The sequence below is a fragment of the Microbacterium sp. NPDC059771 genome (genome assembly GCF_042732495.1).
GTDB classification, from domain to species: Bacteria; Actinomycetota; Actinomycetes; order Actinomycetales; family Microbacteriaceae; genus Microbacterium; species Microbacterium sufflavum.
Map to the genome: position 1 here is coordinate 818,988 of NZ_JBHWHK010000001.1, position 17,767 is coordinate 836,754.

At 71.2% G+C, this 17,767-nt stretch carries 17 protein-coding genes; 12 read left to right on the plus strand and 5 right to left on the minus strand.

What is annotated here, in order from left to right; genetic code table 11:
* Nucleotides 1-140: 140 nt before the first annotated feature.
* Together ACFV3I_RS03955 and ACFV3I_RS03960 are read right to left on the minus strand one after the other, a co-directional pair.
* A complete protein-coding gene (locus ACFV3I_RS03955) occupies nucleotides 141-767 on the minus strand; it encodes a PadR family transcriptional regulator (RefSeq protein ID WP_136029187.1) in 627 nt (208 codons plus the stop codon).
* Complete coding sequence (locus ACFV3I_RS03960; protein WP_136029189.1) at nucleotides 764-1,606, minus strand: DUF4097 family beta strand repeat-containing protein; 843 nt, start codon at nucleotides 1,604-1,606, stop codon at nucleotides 764-766. The genes ACFV3I_RS03955 and ACFV3I_RS03960 overlap by 4 nt, the downstream gene beginning before the upstream one ends.
* Nucleotides 1,607-1,756: 150 nt before the next feature.
* Here ACFV3I_RS03960 and ACFV3I_RS03965 point away from each other — a divergent pair, with 150 nt between their 5' ends.
* Nucleotides 1,757-2,542, plus strand: coding sequence for a MerR family transcriptional regulator (locus tag ACFV3I_RS03965; protein WP_136036066.1), 786 nt, complete (start codon nucleotides 1,757-1,759; stop codon nucleotides 2,540-2,542).
* Between the two features lie 56 nt (nucleotides 2,543-2,598).
* Here the strand turns inward: ACFV3I_RS03965 and ACFV3I_RS03970 are convergent, their stop codons facing one another.
* Nucleotides 2,599-3,360, minus strand: a complete 762-nt coding sequence (locus ACFV3I_RS03970) for a dienelactone hydrolase family protein (RefSeq protein ID WP_378822412.1) — start codon at nucleotides 3,358-3,360, stop codon at nucleotides 2,599-2,601.
* Nucleotides 3,361-3,589: 229 nt separating this feature from the next.
* On the opposite strand from ACFV3I_RS03970, the gene ACFV3I_RS03975 reads away from it, so the two are divergent.
* Both ACFV3I_RS03975 and ACFV3I_RS03980 read left to right on the plus strand, forming a co-directional pair.
* A complete protein-coding gene (locus ACFV3I_RS03975; protein WP_378822413.1) occupies nucleotides 3,590-3,961 on the plus strand; it encodes a hypothetical protein in 372 nt (123 codons plus the stop codon).
* A 4-nt stretch (nucleotides 3,962-3,965) separates the two neighbouring features.
* On the plus strand, nucleotides 3,966-4,766 hold the full coding sequence (locus tag ACFV3I_RS03980) for a nitroreductase family protein (RefSeq protein ID WP_136031382.1): 801 nt from the start codon (nucleotides 3,966-3,968) through the stop codon (nucleotides 4,764-4,766).
* Nucleotides 4,767-4,769: 3 nt separating this feature from the next.
* On the opposite strand, the gene ACFV3I_RS03985 is transcribed toward ACFV3I_RS03980, so the two are convergent.
* Nucleotides 4,770-6,296, minus strand: a complete 1,527-nt coding sequence (locus ACFV3I_RS03985; protein WP_136035249.1) for an FAD-dependent oxidoreductase — start codon at nucleotides 6,294-6,296, stop codon at nucleotides 4,770-4,772.
* A gap of 86 nt (nucleotides 6,297-6,382) precedes the next feature.
* Here ACFV3I_RS03985 and ACFV3I_RS03990 point away from each other — a divergent pair, with 86 nt between their 5' ends.
* The 9 genes from ACFV3I_RS03990 to ACFV3I_RS04030 all read left to right on the plus strand — a co-directional run bounded on the left by ACFV3I_RS03990 (nucleotide 6,383) and on the right by ACFV3I_RS04030 (nucleotide 16,517).
* Entirely contained in the window at nucleotides 6,383-6,757 is a 375-nt protein-coding gene (locus ACFV3I_RS03990) for a CrcB family protein (protein ID WP_378822414.1), read from the plus strand.
* Nucleotides 6,754-7,113, plus strand: coding sequence for a CrcB family protein (locus tag ACFV3I_RS03995; protein ID WP_247638267.1), 360 nt, complete (start codon nucleotides 6,754-6,756; stop codon nucleotides 7,111-7,113). Before ACFV3I_RS03990 ends, ACFV3I_RS03995 begins: the two co-directional genes overlap by 4 nt.
* Nucleotides 7,114-7,223: 110 nt before the next feature.
* Entirely contained in the window at nucleotides 7,224-8,486 is a 1,263-nt protein-coding gene (locus tag ACFV3I_RS04000) for an ABC transporter substrate-binding protein (protein ID WP_378822416.1), read from the plus strand.
* 4 nt (nucleotides 8,487-8,490) lie between these two features.
* The gene (locus tag ACFV3I_RS04005; RefSeq protein WP_378822417.1) at nucleotides 8,491-9,453 is read left to right on the plus strand and encodes a carbohydrate ABC transporter permease; all 963 of its coding nucleotides are present in this window, start codon (nucleotides 8,491-8,493) and stop codon (nucleotides 9,451-9,453) included.
* Nucleotides 9,446-10,336: a carbohydrate ABC transporter permease gene (locus ACFV3I_RS04010; RefSeq protein ID WP_378822418.1), complete on the plus strand. Its 891-nt coding sequence runs from the start codon at nucleotides 9,446-9,448 to the stop codon at nucleotides 10,334-10,336. The genes ACFV3I_RS04005 and ACFV3I_RS04010 overlap by 8 nt, the downstream gene beginning before the upstream one ends.
* A gap of 3 nt (nucleotides 10,337-10,339) precedes the next feature.
* Nucleotides 10,340-11,395 (plus strand): LacI family DNA-binding transcriptional regulator, encoded by a 1,056-nt coding sequence (locus ACFV3I_RS04015; RefSeq protein WP_378822419.1) that lies wholly within the window; start codon nucleotides 10,340-10,342, stop codon nucleotides 11,393-11,395.
* A gap of 42 nt (nucleotides 11,396-11,437) precedes the next feature.
* A complete protein-coding gene (locus ACFV3I_RS04020) occupies nucleotides 11,438-12,619 on the plus strand; it encodes a Gfo/Idh/MocA family protein (protein ID WP_378822420.1) in 1,182 nt (393 codons plus the stop codon).
* Between the two features lie 84 nt (nucleotides 12,620-12,703).
* The gene (locus ACFV3I_RS04025) at nucleotides 12,704-13,291 is read left to right on the plus strand and encodes a TetR/AcrR family transcriptional regulator (protein ID WP_136031399.1); all 588 of its coding nucleotides are present in this window, start codon (nucleotides 12,704-12,706) and stop codon (nucleotides 13,289-13,291) included.
* Between the two features lie 16 nt (nucleotides 13,292-13,307).
* A complete protein-coding gene (locus ACFV3I_RS04030) occupies nucleotides 13,308-16,517 on the plus strand; it encodes an efflux RND transporter permease subunit (RefSeq protein ID WP_378822421.1) in 3,210 nt (1,069 codons plus the stop codon).
* Between the two features lie 93 nt (nucleotides 16,518-16,610).
* Here ACFV3I_RS04030 and ACFV3I_RS04035 read toward each other — a convergent pair whose 3' ends face one another.
* Nucleotides 16,611-17,507 carry an aldose 1-epimerase family protein gene (locus tag ACFV3I_RS04035; RefSeq protein ID WP_378822422.1) on the minus strand — a complete coding sequence of 299 codons (897 nt, stop codon included), beginning with the start codon at nucleotides 17,505-17,507 and terminating at the stop codon, nucleotides 16,611-16,613.
* Between the last annotated feature and the right edge of the window lie 260 nt (nucleotides 17,508-17,767).

Below are 17,767 nucleotides of genomic sequence, written 5' to 3' on the forward strand. Positions count from 1 at the left end.
GATGACGATGCCGCGTGCCGGTGCGAGGGGGCGCTCCGGCGGGGATGCCGTTGACGCGGTCGTGGGCGCCGGGAGCTGCGGAGCGGACCGATCCGCCGCCGGTGTCGGACGCGCGGGCGGGTCCACCGGCGGCGGGGCGTTCACGATCCCGACCGGCTCAGGCCCGCGGTGACGCCGCGCGCGGCCTCGTCGAGGGCGTTCTCGAGCTCGGTGACGATCGTCGCGGGGAGCAGCCCGCCCTTCGCCACGTGCGTGCGCAGGTCGGTGCGGACGCGTGCCCGGAACGCGTTGATGATCGCATCCGCGCGGTGGAGCTCGTCGCGGCTCGTGAGGCGCGCGTCGTCGGTCTCCGTCCGGGGGCGGCTCTTCGCCGCGGCCCTGTCGTCCTTCGCCGCGGTCGCGAGGTCGGCCCGCAGGCTCTTCATCGCCTCCTGCACGCTCTGGCGCACCTCGTTGGCGATCAGGCGCACCGAGTCGGTGATGCCCGCCTCGATACCCGCGAGGTCGGCCTCGCGCGAGGCGAGCTCGGCGCGTCCGGCCTCGGTGATCGCGTAGATCGTGGTGCGGCCGTCGACGGTCTTGGTCACGAGGCCCTCCTCCTCCAGCTTCGCGAGGCGCGGGTAGATGGTCCCGGCGCTGGGCGTGTAGGTGCCGCCCGTGCGATCGGTGAGCGACTGGATGATGCCGTAGCCGTGCTGCGGCGACTCGGCCAGCAGCGACAGCAGATACAGCCGCAGGTCGCCGTGCGAGAAGACCGCGGGAGTCATGCTTCCTCCCATTCGGGGTCGTCGGCGATCGAGGCCGGAGTGCGGCGCAGCACCGTGACCCCGCCGGAGACGGAGTTGGCGCGCAGGTCGACGAAGCGCCCGGCGAGCTCGCCCGTGGTGCCGGTGTAGTTGCTCGGACCGGACGAGCTGCGCTCGACGCCGTCGATCAGGAGGCGGCCGCTGAGCGAGCGGATCACGTAGTTCGCGGCGAGCGACTCGTCGAGGCGCACGGTGGTGCCGCCCGACACCGAGTTGACGGTGATGGTGTTCACGTCGCCCGCGGCGTCGATCGTCGTGGAGCCGGAGACGATGTCGACGACCGCCTTGCGCACGGTGCCGGTCACCGCGACGTCGCCCGAGACGCTGTTGGCGTTGATGGAGCCGGTGAGGCCGCGCACCTGCACGTCGCCGGAGACGGAGTTGACGCTGAGGTCGCCGATGAGGGTGTCGACGATGATGTCGCCCGAGACGGTGTTGAGGCGGGCGTCGTTGCGGATGCCGGAGACGAGGGCGCCGGCGCTGACGACGCCGAGGGTGAGGGCGATCGACCGGGGGACGGCGACGCTGACCTCGGCGCGCGGGCCGCCCGAGCCGAAGTTGCGGAACACCTCGAGGAAGTTGTCCCAGCCGAGCTGCGGGTGGTCGATCTCGACCTCGCCGTCGTGGGACTCGATGCGGAGGTCCTTCGTGGTGACGCCGTGCACCTCGATGCGGATGCCCGGTTCGTCGTGGGCGATGACGTCGACCTGTCCGCCGACCAGGCCGATCTTGAGCCGGGTGGCCGACTCGATGTCGATGACGCGTTCCTCGCCGGGGGCGATGAGCCACTTCTCGGTCATGTGCTTCTCCTTGAGTCGGAATCACGATATATCGTGTGTCCCTCAGTGAACACGATATATCTCGATGTGTCAAGGGTGACCGCCACGACCGCTTGACATTGACGTTGCGTCAACTTCTACCGTGGAGACATCACACCGAGAGGAGGAGACATGACGAAGGCGGACTGGTCGATCCAGGAGATCGCACGGCTCGCGGGCACCACGAGCAGGACGCTGCGTCACTACGACGACATCGGCCTGCTCCCGCCCTCGCGCATCGCCGCGAACGGCTACCGGCACTACGACGGCGAGGCGCTCGTGCGGCTGCAGCGCATCCTGCTGCTGCGCGAGCTCGGACTCGGACTGCCGCAGATCGCCGACGTGCTGCGCGCTGACGCCGCACCGACCGAGGCCGCAGCCCTCGAGACCCACCTCGCGCTGCTGCGCGCGGAGCAGAACCGGCTGGCGCGGCAGATCGCGTCGGTCGAATCCACCATCACGGCATTGAGAGGAGGTGAGAACCTCATGGCAGAGAACATGTTCGACGGCTTCGACCACACCCAGTACAAGGAGGAGGTCGAGGAGCGCTGGGGTCGTCAGGCCTACGCCGACAGCGACCGCTGGTGGCGCGGGATGACCGACGCCGAGCGTGCCGACTGGCAGCAGCGCGTGTCCGACCTCGGACGCGACTGGGTCGCCACGGCCGAGAGCGGTGCCGACCCCGCGTCCCCCGAGGCGCAGGAGCTCGCGCGACGTCACGTCGAGTGGCTCACGGGCATCCCCGGCACACCCGCCGCGGCGCCCGGCGGCGACGTGAAGGCGTACGTGACCGGGCTCGGCGAGATGTACGTCGCCGACCCGCGCTTCGGCGCGAACTACGCCACCTCGGACGGCGGCACCCGCGGCGCCGAGTTCGTGCGCGACGCCCTCCGCATCTACGCGGACGGCAACCTCTAGCGGGTCCGGCCCGTCGCCCCGCTCCTGTCACCGGGAGCGGGGCGACAGGCGCAAGCTCAGCCGGACGCCGCGCCGAGGTGACGGGCGAAGAAGCGAGCGGCGTCGTCCGCAGCGAAGGCCGGCACCCCGGTGTGGCCGCCCAGGTTGGCCTGCAGCGTCTTCTCCGAGGAGGCGAACGCGTCGAACAGCTCGAGCGCCATCGCGCGGTCGTTGCCCTCGTCGTCCCACTGCAGCAGCACGTGCACCGGGATCGTGATCCGTCGGGCCTCGGCGAAGGTCGCGCGCGGCACGTAGCTCCCGGCGAACAGGCCCGCGGCGACGATCCGCGGGTCGACAGCGGCCAGGCGCGTCGCGACCGCGATCACCCCGCCCGAGATCCCGACGCGCGCGCCGATCTCCGGCAGCGCGAGCACCGCGTCCATGGTCCGCTGCCACTCGGGCACCGCCGCGTCGACGAGCGGCAGGATCAGCCGATCGATCAGCTCGTCGCTTGGCGCGCGCGCTTCGTCGAGTGCGCGGACCAGGTCTGCGCGGGCCTCGGCGGCACCGGCGAGCGGTGTGCGCTCGCCCGCACCGGGAAGCTCGATCGCGACGGCGGCGACCCCCTGCGCGGCACACGCCCGCGCCCGGCCGGCGAGACGGGAGCGCATTCGCTGCAGGCCGAAGCCGCCGGGCTGGCCCAGCAGGACGAGCGGAACGGGGGTGTCGGGAGAGGCGGAGACGGGGGTCCAGAGCACGCCGGGGACGCCCCCGACGACGAACTCGCGTTCGATGACGCCGTCGCTGAGACGCGGCGCCGAGGTGAAGTGCATGGTCATGGTCGTACCTTTCGGGAATGCGGCAGAACTGCGGCACTCCCGGGCGACCTATCGCCCGACCGCGACTCCTCGGAGGAGCACCGACGTCGTCGTGAACACGGACACCACCTCCTCGCCTCGGGCACGGGCTCCCAGGCTACCGCGCGGTCGAGGGCGGACGCCGTACCGAATCCGTACGGCGGCGCGCAAGGGGGCGCTCCGCGGCGACGCCCGGGCGTAGGGTCGGGTCATGGTCCACCGACGTCGGCGCTCGAACGCCGCGCCGCTGTTCGTCGCCGCGGCCGCCGCCTACACGGCGAACTGCGCCCTCGGCGCCTCGGTCGCCCTCCGCCTGGTCGACACCCGCGACTTCCGGTGGCTGCACCACGCGCTCTACATCGCCACCTGCGCGACCGCGGCGCTCGCCGCCAGCGCCGGGCTGTGGGGCGAGCCGCGTCGCCCCAGCCGCCGCGCCGCCCTCGCCCTGCTCCCCGCGGCCGCGCCGCTCGCCGCGATCCCGTACCTCGGCACGCACACGCGCCGCCACCCGCTCGTGGCGCTGGCCGCCGCGCCCTTCGTCCTCGCGGGACTGCTGCTCTCCCGCTCCGCCGACCGGAAGTGAACGCATGGAACTCCTCGACGCCATCCGCCGCCGCAAGACCACCAACGGCCCGTTCCTGCCCGACCCCGTGTCGGAGGAGCACCAGCGCATCCTGCTGGAGGCGGCAGGGCGGGCGCCGTCGCAGCTGAACAGCCAGCCGTGGCGCTTCGTGGTGATCGAGAACCGCGACACCATCGAGCAGATCGCGCGCATCTCGGGCGAGAGCATGACCGAGGCGATGTCGAACGGCACCTTCTTCGAGCGCTACAAGCCGTACTTCCGGTTCAGCGAGGAGGAGATGGAGCAGAAGCGCAGCGGGATGCTGTTCGACAAGCTCCCCGCTCCGCTGCGGCCGTTCACCTCGCAGGTGTTCACGAAGCGGGGCCAGACGCTCATGAACACGTTCGGGGTGCCGAAGACGCTCGGCTCGGAGAACCGCAAGCTCGTGGCAGGGTCGCCGCTGCTTCTCGGGGTGATGCTCGACCGCAGCGAATACCGGCCGGGACAGCTGTCGTCGTTCTACTCCGTGTTCAGCATGGGGGCCGCGATGGAGAACGTGTGGCTCACCACGGTCGAGCTCGGGATGGGCATCCAGTTCATCTCCTTCCCGATGGAGGTGCCGGGGCGCTGGGACGAGATCGTGTCACTGCTGCGCGTGCCCGACGACCTGGAGCTCATGGCCGTGTACCGGCTGGGGTACCTGCCGCCCGAGCAGCGGCGCCCGGCGATCGACTGGTCGAGCAGCCAGCGCAAGCTCGCGTCGCAGTACGTGTTCCGCGAGAGCTGCGACACCCCGCAGCAGGGGTGGGACGAGCCGCTGCGCTGACGCTCAGGGCTCGGTCGTGCGCGGGAACGACCGCAGGTCCTCCAGCGCCGGCCCCTCGATGCGCGTGCCGTCCGCGGCGAAGCGGGAGGCGTGCAGCGGGCAGTCCCACGTGCACTCCGCGTCGTTCCAGTCGAGCACCCCGCCGAGGTGCGTGCACACGGCGCTCACTGCACGGGTGACGCCGTCGACCGTCGAGATCGCCACGGGTCGCCCGCCCCGGTTCGCCACGACGCCCTCGCCCTCCGCCGGCTGCGGCACCGGCACGGGCGTGGCCTCCGCATCCACCCAGCCCTTGGTCGCCGCCGCGGCCACCTTGGCACCCTCGACCGCGCCCCGCGCCAGATCGGCGGGAACGGTCAGCCGCGTGCCGATGCGGATCATCCACGACGGACGCTCGCTGCGCTTCGTGCCGATGACCTCCTCGGTGAGCCGCAGCGCTGCGGCCGGGGCGTTCGACAGCCCCCACTTGGCGTACCCCGTCGCGAACCGGATGCGGCCGAGTCCGCGGGGCAGCGCCCCCACGAACGGGATGAGGTTGTGCGACTGGTAGTCCTGCGCCGACCAGCGATGCGTCTCCTCCGCGTCGGGGAAGTGCAGCCGCGTCCACGACACGAGGTCGTCGATGGCCGCGGTCTCGCCGTCCGAGCGCCCCACCGGGTGGCCGTTGCCGCCCACGACGAGCTGCGCCGTGCCCCCGGGGCCGTCGGCGTGCGACACCGGCCGGATCGACCGCGTGGGACTGTCCGCCGAGATGAACGTGCCCTCCGGCACGCCCCCGGAGACCCGGAACGATACGCAGTACGAGCGCATCCCGGCCACCTTGGAGAAGTACAGACCTCGGTCCAGGATCGGGGTTCCGGTGGCGAGGACGATGTGCTCCGCGAACATCGGCCCGGCGGCGGTCTCGACCCGCGGGTCGGGGAGGGCATGCGCCCCGGTGACCCGGACGCCCGTGTGGAGGGTGCCGCCGTTCGCCACGAACTCCTTCGCCAGGGCGTCGGCCACGGCGACCGGGTCGATCGTGACCTGGTGATCGAGAGCGACCGCGCCCGCGACCGGGAACGGCGTCGACAGCTCGTGCGGTGTGAGCAGCCGCGTCGGCAGTCCGGCCTCGCGCGCTGCGGCGTGCTGGTCGCGTACCGACTCCATGCCCTCGGCGCTCTGCGCGTACGTGTGGTCGGTGCGCTGCGTGTACGACACCCCGGCGCTGTCGGCGAAGCCCGTGAGCCAGTCCATGCCGGCGCGGTTCGCGTCGACGTAGGCCTGCACGAGCGAGGCGCTGTGGTGCTGCCGAATCGTGGCGAGCTGTTTCCCCTGCAGCAGCGACAGCTTGCCGGTGTTCCCGCCGGACGCCAGTTCGGCGATCGCGCCCGACTCGAGCACCGCGACATCGAGACCGGCGCGCGTGAGCATGACCGCGGTGGAGAGCCCGGTGAGTCCCGCGCCGACGATGATCACGTCGTGCCGTGCACCCGGGTCGAAGGGGGTGCCGAGGGGCGCGGCCTGGTCGACCTTCCAGAGAGGCATCATGCGACCAGTGAACGACGGCGGCGGCCGGGCTCCCAGCGGCTTGACAACGGACGGTCGCGCTGTCATGCGGCAGTACAGTGGCCAACGTGAACCTCCGCCGCGTGCTGCTCGTCGCCCTGGGCGGCACGGTCGGCACGGCGGCGCGGCTGGCGCTCGGCCTCGCGCTGCCCGACCCCGGGGGATTCCCGCTCGCGGTGCTGCTCGCCAACCTCCTCGGGGCGCTGCTGATCGGGGTGGTGGCGGCACGGCTCCCCGCCTCGGCCGACCTGCGGCTGCTGCTCGGCACCGGGGTGCTGGGCGGCTTCACGACCTACAGCGCCTTCATGACCGGGACGGTCGCGCTGTGGGAAACGGCCCCGCTGCTCGCGGCCGCCTACGCCGCCGGGAGCCTGGTGCTCGGGCTCGCGGCCGCCGCGCTCGGCCTGCGGCTCGGACGACCCCGGCGGGGAGGGGCGTCGTGAGCCCGCTGCTGTTCCTCGCGGCGGCGCTCGCGGGCGGCGTCGGCGCGGTGCTGCGCTACCTGCTCGACCTCGGGGTGGCACGGCTCGCGGGGCGCCGCTTCCCGTGGGGCATCCTGGCGGTGAATCTGAGCGGGTCGTTCGCGCTCGGCCTCGTGACGGCCGCGCTCCCCGAGCAGGCGTTCGTGCTGGGGGCGGGGCTGCTGGGCGGCTACACCACGTTCAGCACGGCCATGCTCGACGCGGTGGCCCTGTGGCGCGACGGCGCGAAGCCCGCGGCGGTGTTCGACGCGGTCGGCATGCTGCTGCTCGGGCTGCTCGCGGCCGTGCTCGGCCTGGGCCTCGGCGCGCTTCTCTGATCCGCCCTTGCGCAGTGCCGGTGGGCGCCGCTACTCTCGTGCTAATCGTTTAACGCTAAACGGTTAACACTGCTTTCCACCCGCTCGTGCACCCGTCAAAGGAGACCTCGATGCCCCGCACCACCCGTCGCGCCCTCGGCGCCCTCGCCGCCTCGGCGGCCGCCGTCCTCGCGCTGTCGGCCTGCTCCTCCTCCGCCACCGGGGAGTCGTCCGACGGCGACATCACCCTCAGCTACGCCATCTGGGACGAGAACCAGAAGCCGGCCATGGAGGACATCGCCGCCGCCTACACCGAGGAGCACCCGAACGTCACGATCGAGATCCAGGTCACGCCCTACAAGGAGTACTTCACCAAGCTCCAGACCGCCGTCACCGGAGGATCCGCCGCCGACGTCTTCTGGATGAACGGCCCCAACTTCCAGCTCTACGCCTCCAACGGCCAGCTCGCCCCGCTCGACGGGGTCGACGCCTCCGACTACCCGCAGGGTCTCGTCGACCTGTACACCTACGACGGAAAGCTCTACGGCGCCCCGAAGGACTTCGACACCGTCGCCCTCTGGTACAACAAGGCGCTGTTCGACGCCGCGGGCGTGGAGTATCCCAGCGCCGGCTGGACGTGGGACGACTTCACCGCCGCGGCCGCGAAGCTCACCGACCCCGCCACGGGCCAGTACGGCATCGCCGCCAGCCAGTACGGCCAGGAGAACCTCTACAACTCGATCGCCCAGGCCGGCGGCGAGGTCATCTCCGCCGACGGGACCGAGAGCGGCTACGGCTCGCCCGAGGCGCTGGATGGCATCGAGCTGTGGACGAACCTCATCGCGGACGGGTCCTCACCCACCGCGCAGCAGATGACCGACACCAACCCGGAGGACTTCTTCCTCTCCGGCAAGGTCGCCATGTTCCAGAACGGCTCCTGGGCCGCCATCGCCTACGCCGACAACGCCGACATCGGCGGCACGGTCGACGTCGCCCCGCTGCCGGCCGGGCCCGAGGGCAACCAGAGCGTGATCCACGGCGTCGGCAACGTCGCCAACGCCAAGAGCCCGCACCTCGACGCCGCCCAGGACTTCGCCGCCTTCGCCAGCGGGGAGCAGGCCGCGAAGATCCAGGCCGAGACCGGCACCGTGATCCCCGCGTTCAACGGCACCCAGCAGGCCTGGGTCGACGCCCTCCCGCAGTACGACCTCCAGGTGTACATCGACGCGCTCGACACCGCCGTGCCCTACCCCGTGTCGAAGAACACCTCGGCGTGGACCAGCATCGAGAGCGAGGTGCTGTCGCAGGTGTGGTCGGGTGCCGTCACCCCGAAGGACGGCCTGAAGGACCTCGCCGCACAGATGCAGACCGCGCTGGACGCCGAGCAGGAGTGAGCGCATGACCGTCATCGTGCCCCGCGCGGTCGCGCCGACGGCCGAGCGGACACCGGAGGCCCGCCCCTCCGGTGTCCGCCGCCGGCGCCGCACCCCCGGCGCCTCGCCCTGGTGGGCCCTGGTGTTCCTCGGCCCCACCGCCCTCGGCCTGGCCGTGTTCTACCTATGGCCGACCGTGCGCACGCTCATCATCTCGTTCACCAAGTCGGGGCCGTTCGGCGGCTCCGAGTGGATCGGCTTCGACAACTACGCGCGACTCCTCCAGGACCCCGAGCTGCTCGGCGCGCTGCGCAACACCGCCGTCTACACCGTGATCGCCCTGATCGGCATCCCGATCGCCGTCGGCATCGCCGCCCTGCTCAACACCACCGGCCTGAAGGGGCGCAGCGCCTACCGCACGCTCTACTTCATCCCCGTCGTGACCATGCCCGCCGCCATCGCGCTGGTGTGGCGCATGATCTACAACGGCGACTACGGCGTGCTCAACGCCGCGCTCGCCGCGGTGGGCATCGAGGGACGCAGCTGGCTGACCGACCCGAACACCGCGCTCGTCGCGATCGCCGTGGTCGGCATTTGGGCCGGACTCGGAACCAACATCGTCATCTTCCTCGCCGGGCTGCAGGGCATCCCCGACACGATCATGGAGGCGGCCGATCTCGACGGCGCCGGACCCGTGCGGAAGTTCTTCTCGATCACGATCCCGCTGCTGTCGCCGTCGATCTTCTTCGTGAGCGTGATCAGCGTGATCGGCGCGCTCCAGGTGTTCGACCTCGTCTACATGATGCTCGGTCGCAGCAACCCCGCGATGCCCAACACCCGCACGGTCGTCTACCTGTTCTACGAAGCGGGATTCCTCGACAACGACCGCGGCTACGCGGCCGCCGTCGCGTTCCTGCTGCTGCTCATCATCCTCGTGCTGACCATCGTGCAGTTCCGGCTCCAGAAGAAGTGGGTGCACTATGAGTGACGTCTCCCTCGACACCCGGGCCGTGGTCGGCGCCGCGTCCATGCGCTCGCGCGGCGCCGGACGCCCCCGCAACCGCGGGCTGTGGATCGTGCACGTGGTGCTGATCCTCGGCGCCGTGCTCATGGTGTTCCCGTTCGTCTGGCAGCTGCTGACCTCGTTCAAGACGCTGTCCGACTCGGTGCAGGTGCCGCCCTCGTTCCTGCCGCGCGAGTGGGTGTTCACGAACTTCGCCGAGGTATTCCACTCGATGCCGTTCGGCCAGATGTTCCTCAACTCGGTGCTGCTGACGGTCGGCCGCACCGTGGGGCAGGTCGCGCTGTGCACCATGGCCGGCTACGCCTTCGCGCGCATCCCGTTCCCCGGCCGCAACGCGCTGTTCGTCGTGTTCCTGTCGGTGCTGATGGTGCCGTCGCAGCTCTACCTGCTGCCGCAGTACGAGATCATCCAGTCGCTCGGCTGGCTCAACACGCTCCAGGCGCTCATCGTGCCCGGCATCTTCAGCGCCTTCGGCACCTTCCTGATGCGGCAGTTCTTCCTGTCGATGCCCGCCGAGCTGGAGGAGGCGGCGCGCATCGACGGCGCGAATCCGTGGCAGACCTTCTGGCGGATCATGGTTCCGCTCGCGAAGCCTGGCATCATCGCACTTGTGGTGTTCACCGTGCTGTGGTCCTGGAACGATCTGCTGTGGCCGCTGATCGTGACCACCGACCCCGCGAAGATGCCGCTGTCGGTGGGGCTCTCCCAGCTCGTCGGCATCCACGGCACCGACTACCCGGTGCTGATGGCGGGCGCCCTGCTCGCGACGCTGCCCATGCTGGTGACCTTCATGATCCTGCAGCGGCAGTTCATCCAGGGCATCGCGTTCAGCGGGACGAAGGGCTGAGTCATGGCACAGCGTGAACACGTCCCGGCCCGCCGCCCGACCCTGCGGATGGTCGCCGAGCGCGCCGGGGTGTCGACCGCGACCGTGTCGTACGTGTTCTCCGGACGCGCGGGTGCCAGCGGCGCCGGTGTCGCCGAGGCCACGGCCGCCCGGGTGCTCGCCGCGGCGGAGGAGCTGAACTACCGCCCGAACACCGCGGCGCGCGCCATCCGCACCGGGCGCAGCGGCATGGTGCAGCTCTCCCTGCACATGCTCAGCGACCCGTGGTCGCTCGCGGTGGCCGACGCCGTGAACGCCGAGGCCAACAAGCACGGCCTGACCACGCTGATCCTCGCGGACGGCGACTGGCACGCCGCGCTCGACCGCGTGGAGAGCGACGTGGCCTACCTCGACGGGGTGGGCCTGGACGAGGAGGACGCCCGGCGGCTGGGCGACCTCGTCAAGCGCGGACAGCGGCTCGTCGTGTTCTCGGAGCACCTGGAGCCGGACGGCTTCGACGTGATCCGCTCCGACGCGATCCCCGGGTGCGAGCTCGCGATGGACCACCTCCTGGAACGGCACACCGCCATCGGCTGCATCGCCGCGGAGGGGGCCGTGCGCCTCGCGGGGACGCAGGTGACGCGGTACACGCCCTACGTCGAGAAGCTCGCGGCGGCCGGGATCGAGCGCACGCCGGAGTGGACCGTGACCTACGCGGAGACCCAGGCGAGCGCGTTCACCGCGGCCATCGAGCTGCTGTCGCGGGACGATAGCCCGGACGCCGTCTACGCCACGACCGACTTCGCCGCGATCGCCGCGATCAACGCCGCCCACATGCTCGGGCTGCGGGTGCCGCACGACGTCGCGGTGATCGGCGTCGGCAACACCCCCGACGCCCGGCTCATCGCCCCGACGCTGACCACGGTCGGCCCCACCGACTTCTACGAGCGGCAGGCGCGCATCATCGTCGACCGCGCCCTCGAGAGCGATCCGTCGCCGGGAACCCTGCACGAGTTCCCGTGGTCGCTCGTCCCCGGCGGCTCGACCGACCTCGACGCCCCCGCCCCGCGCGCCCGCTGAGCCGCGACCCCTCTCTGCATCGACTTTCACGAAGGACTTCTGTTGGACCTCCACATCGGCATCATCGGCTTCGGCGCGCGCTCCACCCTCCACGAGGAGGTGCACCGCCCCGGTCACGGCTCCCGCATCACGGCGGTGTGCGACCTCTCGCCCCGCGCCAGGGACGACGCCCGCGCGCTCGTGCCCGACGCCCTCATCACCGACTCGCTCGACGACCTGATCGCCTCGGGCGTCGACGCGGTCATGGTGCTCACACCGGACGACACCCACGCCGCCCTGACGATCCGGGCGCTGGAGGCCGGGGTGCCCGTGTTCTGCGAGAAGCCGCTCGCGATCGACCTCGCCGACGCCGACCGCATGCTCGCCACCGCGCGGCGCACCGGCACCCGTCTCTACATCGGGCACAACATGCGTCACATGCCCGTGATCACCCTGATGCGCGACCTGATCCGGCAGGGGCGCATCGGCCAGGTCAAGGCCGTGTGGGTGCGGCACTTCGTCGGCCACGGCGGGGACTTCTACTTCAAGGACTGGCACGCCGACCGCAGCCGCACCACCGGGCTGCTGCTGCAGAAGGGCGCCCACGACCTCGACATCATCCACTGGCTCGCCGGCGCCTACACGGAGCGGGTCGCGGCGATGGGCGGGCTGAGCGTGTACGGCGACATCGCCGACCGCCGCGACCGCACGGGGGAGCGGATGCCCGACTGGTTCAGCATGGACAACTGGCCGCCCACGGCGCTCACCGGGCTGCACCCCGTGGTCGACGTGGAGGACATCTCGATGGTGAACCTGCAGCTCGAGGGCGGGATCCTCGCGTCGTACCAGCAGTGCCACTTCACGCCGGACTACTGGCGCAACTACACGGTGATCGGCACCGAGGGCCGCATCGAGAACCTCGGCGACGTGGCCGGCAGCGAGGTGCGGCTGTGGAACCGGCGGCACGCGGGAGCGGCCCCGGCCGACGAGACCTTCATCGTGCCGGAGGTGCCGGACGCGGGCCACGACGGGGCGGACGCCCTGCTCGTCGCCGAGTTCCTCCGGTTCGTGCGACACGGCGGGCTCACCGCGACCTCGCCGGTCGCAGCGCGCGAGGCCGTGGCGGCCGGGATCCTCGCGACCGCGTCGCTGCGCGGAGACGGCTCGGCGATCGCGGTGCCGCCGCTCGACCCCGACCTCGTGGCCTACTTCGAGCGCGGACAGGTCGAGACCGCCGCGGCCTGAGCCGACGCGGAGCCGCGGCTCTCAGGCTCCTCACACCCGAGCGAATGTACAAACGTACATGTACGGGTGTGCGGGAGGTGCGGGATGGCGGAGAGCGGGCGTCGACGGCGCGACCCCGAAGCGCGCCGCCGGGAGATCGTGACCGCCGCGGCCGAGCTGATCGTCGAGGTCGGCGCCGAGGCCATCACGCACCGCATGGTCGCCGCCAGGGCGGGGGTGCCGCTCGGCGCCACGACGCAGTACTTCGCCACGCTCGACGACCTCCGCGGCGCCGCGTTCCGCGCCCTCGCCGACGAGATCGAGTCCCGGCTCGACGGCGTGCGGCAGACCCTCGCCGAGCAGGGAGCGGGGCCCGGGGTGATCGCGGCCCTCGTATGCCGGAGCGCCGAAGACGGCCACGCCGTGCAGGCCGACCGCGCCGTGGTCACCGCGGCCGTGCACGACCCGCGACTGCGCGAACTCGCCCGCCACCTGTCGGACCGCCTGGTCGACCTGCTCGAGCCGACCTATGGCGCCGACCGCGCCAAAGCGGCGATGATCTTCATCGACGGGGTCATGTGGAGCACGCACATCCGCGACGACCGCCTCGATCAGTCCTTCCTCGAGACCGCACTGGCGCGGATCCTCGGAGATCCCCTCTCCACCCCCTCCGCCGCGACAGCCACCCCCTGACACCGAGGAACACGCCTTGTCGAAACTCGCCATCCTCAGCCTGAAGAACCGCGCCCTCATCGCGCTCGTGACGATCGTCGCGGCCGTGTTCGGCGGGCTCGCGCTCACCAACCTCAAGCAGGAGCTGATCCCCTCGCTCGAGCTGCCCGCGCTCGTGGTCATGACGACGTACCCCGGCGCCTCGCCCGAGGTGGTCGAGAACGACGTCTCCACCCCGATCGAGTCCGCGATCCAGGGCGTGCCCGACCTGGAGTCGACCACCGCGACCAGCACGACCAATGCGTCGATCGTGCAGGCGATGTTCGCGTACGGGACGAACCTCGCCACGGCCGAACAGAAGATCCAGCAGGCGATCAACCGCATCTCCTCGCAGCTGCCGGAGGACGTCACGCCGCAGGTGCTGTCGGTGTCGATCGACGACTTCCCGGTGATCCAGGTGGCCGTGACCGGCTTCGACGACGCCGACAACGCGCAGGCCCAGCTCGAGAGCGTCGCCATCCCCGACCTGGAGGACGTGGACGGCGTCAACGCAGCCGAGATCGTCGGCGGGGTCGGCCAGCGCATCACCATCACGCCCGACGTAGGCCGCCTGGCCGCGGAGGGGCAGAGCACGCAGGCGATCAGCTCGGCCCTGCAGCAGAACGGCACGCTGTTCCCCGGCGGTGATATCACCGAGAACGGCGAGACGCTGACCGTGCAGACCGGGGCCAAGATCACCTCGGTCGACGAGATCGCCGCGCTGCCCCTCGTCGGCACCTCCCTCACGATCGGCGACGTCGCGACCGTCACCCAGGCGTCCGACCCGGTCACCTCGATCTCCCGCGTGGACGGGAAGGATGCGCTGTCGATCTCGATCACCAAGCTGCCCGCCGCCAACACGGTCGAGGTGTCGCAGGGCGTGATTGCCGCGCTCGACGAGATCGGCAAGGCACTGCCCGACGCGGAGTTCACGGTCGTGTTCGACCAGGCGCCGTTCATCGTGCAGTCCATCGACACGCTCGCCACCGAGGGCCTGCTCGGCCTCGTGATGGCCGTGCTCGTGATCCTCGTGTTCCTGCTCTCGGTGCGCTCGACCCTGGTCACGGCGATCTCGATCCCGACCTCCGTGCTCATCACGTTCATCGGGCTGCAGGCGTTCGGCTACTCGCTCAACGTGCTGACCCTCGGGGCGCTGACGATCGCGATCGGCCGTGTGGTCGACGACTCGATCGTGGTGATCGAGAACATCAAGAGGCACTACGTCGGCGACGCCGACAAGGGCGATGCGATCCGGCTCGCGGTGCGGGAGGTCGCCGCGGCGATCACCGCGTCGACGATCACGACCGTGGCGGTGTTCCTGCCGATCGTGTTCGTCGGCGACATGGTCGGCGAGCTGTTCCGGCCGTTCGCGATGACCGTGACGATCGCGATGGTGGCGTCGCTGCTGGTCGCGCTCACGATCGTGCCGGTGCTCGCGTACTGGTTCCTCAAGCCCGGCAAGCCGCTGCTCGACGAGCGCGGGAACGCGATCGACCCCGAGCACCCCGACGCGCCGCCGACGGCACTGCAGCGCGGCTACCGGCCGATCCTCGGCTGGACGCTGAAGCACTCCGGACTCACGGTGGTCCTCGCGGTGGTCGTGCTCGGCGCGACGCTCGCCGCGGCCCCGCTCATGAAGGTCAACTTCCTCAGCGACTCCGGGCAGAACACCATGACGGTGACGCAGGATCTCGGGCCGACCGCGAGCCTGGAGGCCAAGTCCGACGCGGCAGCGCCCGTGGAGGAGGCGCTGCTCGACATCGACGGCATCGAGCACGTGCAGGCCTCGATCGGGTCGAGCGGCTCCGCCCTGCGCGACGCGTTCTCCGGCGGCGCCGGCATCACCTACTCGGTGCTCACCGACGGCGACGCCGACCAGGAGAAGCTGCGCGCCGAGGTGCAGGACGCGATCGACGGCCTCGGCGACGAGGTCGGAGACGTCACCGTGGCCTCCTCCGCCGGCTTCGGCTCCAGCGACATCGAGATCACCGTCACCGCCTCGAACGGCGACGACCTCGCCACCGCCACCTCGGCGCTGGTGGAGGAGCTCGACGGGCGCGACGGCATCGGCCAGGTGACCGACAACCTCGCCGAGGCGCTGCCCTACATCGCGGTCGTGGTCGACCGGGAGGCCGCGGCCCAGGTCGGGCTGTCGGAGGTCGCGGTGGGCTCGATCGTGTCGAACACGATGCGCCCGCAGCAGATCGGGTCGGTCGAGATCGACGACACCGCTCTCACGGTGTACCTCGTGAACCCCGCGCCGCCGACGACCGTGGAGGCGCTGCAGCAGCTCGCCATCCCGACCGCCGCGGGCATCGTGCCCCTGCAGGACATCGCGACGGTCGAGCAGCGCAACGGCCCCACCTCGATCACGACCGAGCAGGGCCGCCGGACCGCGACGGTCACGGTCCCGCCCGCGTCGGACAACCTCGCGGTGGCCACGCAGTCGGTGAGCGCCGCCATCGCCGCGGTCGACCTGCCCGACGGTGCTTCGGCCGAGGTCGGCGGTGTCGCCTCGCAGCAGGCCGACTCGTTCTCGCAGCTGGGTCTCGCGATGCTCGCGGCCATCCTGATCGTGTACGTGGTGATGGTCGCGACCTTCAAGTCGCTGCGCCAGCCGCTGCTGCTGCTCGTGTCGGTGCCGTTCGCGGCGACCGGCGCCATCCTGCTGCAGATCGTGACGGGCGTGCCCCTGGGCGTGGCCTCGCTGATCGGCGTGCTGATGCTGATCGGCATCGTGGTCACGAACGCGATCGTGCTGGTCGACCTCGTCAACCAGTACCGAGAGAAGGGGCTGTCGACCGCTGACGCGGTGATGGCGGGAGGCGAGAAGCGTCTGCGCCCCATCCTGATGACCGCGCTCGCCACGATCCTCGCGCTGACGCCGATGGCGCTCGGCATCACGGGTCATGGCGGGTTCATCTCGCAGCCGCTCGCGATCGTCGTGATCGGCGGACTCATCTCCTCGACCGTGCTCACCCTGATCGTGCTGCCGACGCTGTACAACCTCGTCGAGGGCGCGAAGGAGCGGCGCCGCGCACGGCGGGGCGACGGCGGCACGGGCGACGACGGTTCCGGTCCGGACGCCCCGGCGTCACCCGACGCACCCTCCGGAGCGGCCGCGCAGCCCGTCATCGCGGGAGCCACGGTCCACGCGGACGGCACGCCGGTCAGTCGCCGGGAGCTGCGCGACCACCACGGCGAGTAGAGCGCGCCACGACTCCGCGGAAGGGGCCCCGATGCACATCAGACGATGGGGATCGGGGCCCTTCGCTCGCGGATCGGAGGTGGTGCGTCGGCCTCAGCCGAACGTGATGCCCCACTCCAGCGTCCAGGTCTCGCCCTGAGCCAGGCGGCGCAGCCCGGTCCCGCTGTTGAACGCGTCAGCGGGGGCCGTCATCGGTTCGATCGCGACGGCGAGCGGCGTGCCGGGGTAGTTCCGCGCCGTGTACACCTGGGCGACGTCGAAGCCCTCGCCCTGCCACAGCGTGACGGTGCGGCCGTCGGGCGCGGTGAGGGTGTGGCGCACGTGGCCGTCGGCGTCGCGGTCGAGATCGGTCAGCCCGGTGTCGAGCGTCGCATCGCCCAGGCGCAGCCCCGTGCGCAGCGCCGGATCGGCGGGCCGGGTGCCGACCGGAAGCAGGCGGTCGTCGGTCTCGAAGGCGGTCTGCGCGGGAACCCGCAGCACCAGCTCGTGCGGGTCGACGTCGCCGATCGTCACGAACGGGTGCGTGCCGAGCGCGACCGGCGCCGCGGACTCCGACCAGTTCGTGATGGTGTGCGTGACCTCGATGCCGCCGGCGGTGAGCACGTAGGCGACCGAGGTCTCGAGCAGATACGGGTAACCCGTCTGCGGATACACCGTGGCGCGCAGGGTCGCCGCGGCGTCGGTCTGCTCGACCGCGTACGGCGTGAAGCGGAGCAGGCCGTGGCTGGCATTGGCCGTCTTGGGCTCGGAGACCGTGAGCTGGCGGACCGTGCCCTCGTCGTCCCAGCGGCCGTCGCGGATGCGGTTGGGCCAGGGGACGAGCACGACGCCGGAGCACGACGGGGTGGGGGCGTCGAGCGGGTACGGGGGCACGAGGTCGACCTCGCCGATGCGGAGGGAGCGCAGCGACGCGCCGACCTGGGCGATCTGCGCTGTCACCTCGCCGAGTCCGAGGTGCACCTGGAGGCCGGTGGGGGAGACGGGGGTCACCCCGTCATCGTAGTGGGGCGCGGGTCGCTCCCAGGGTCGGCCGGTACACTGGCATGGTCGGCTTCGGACACCCGCGCAGGGCGCGGACGTTTTTCAGTGTGTGAAGTGTGAGTCCAGGGGCCGATGGTGAACGTCGATCGACGTGAATCAACCATCACAGGAATGGCCCCGGCCGCAGATCGTCCGGAACTCCGCATCCGTCGGAGTGCTCGCGCGCGTGCGCAGCGCTGTTCTCGTGCGAGAACGCAGAAGGACACCCC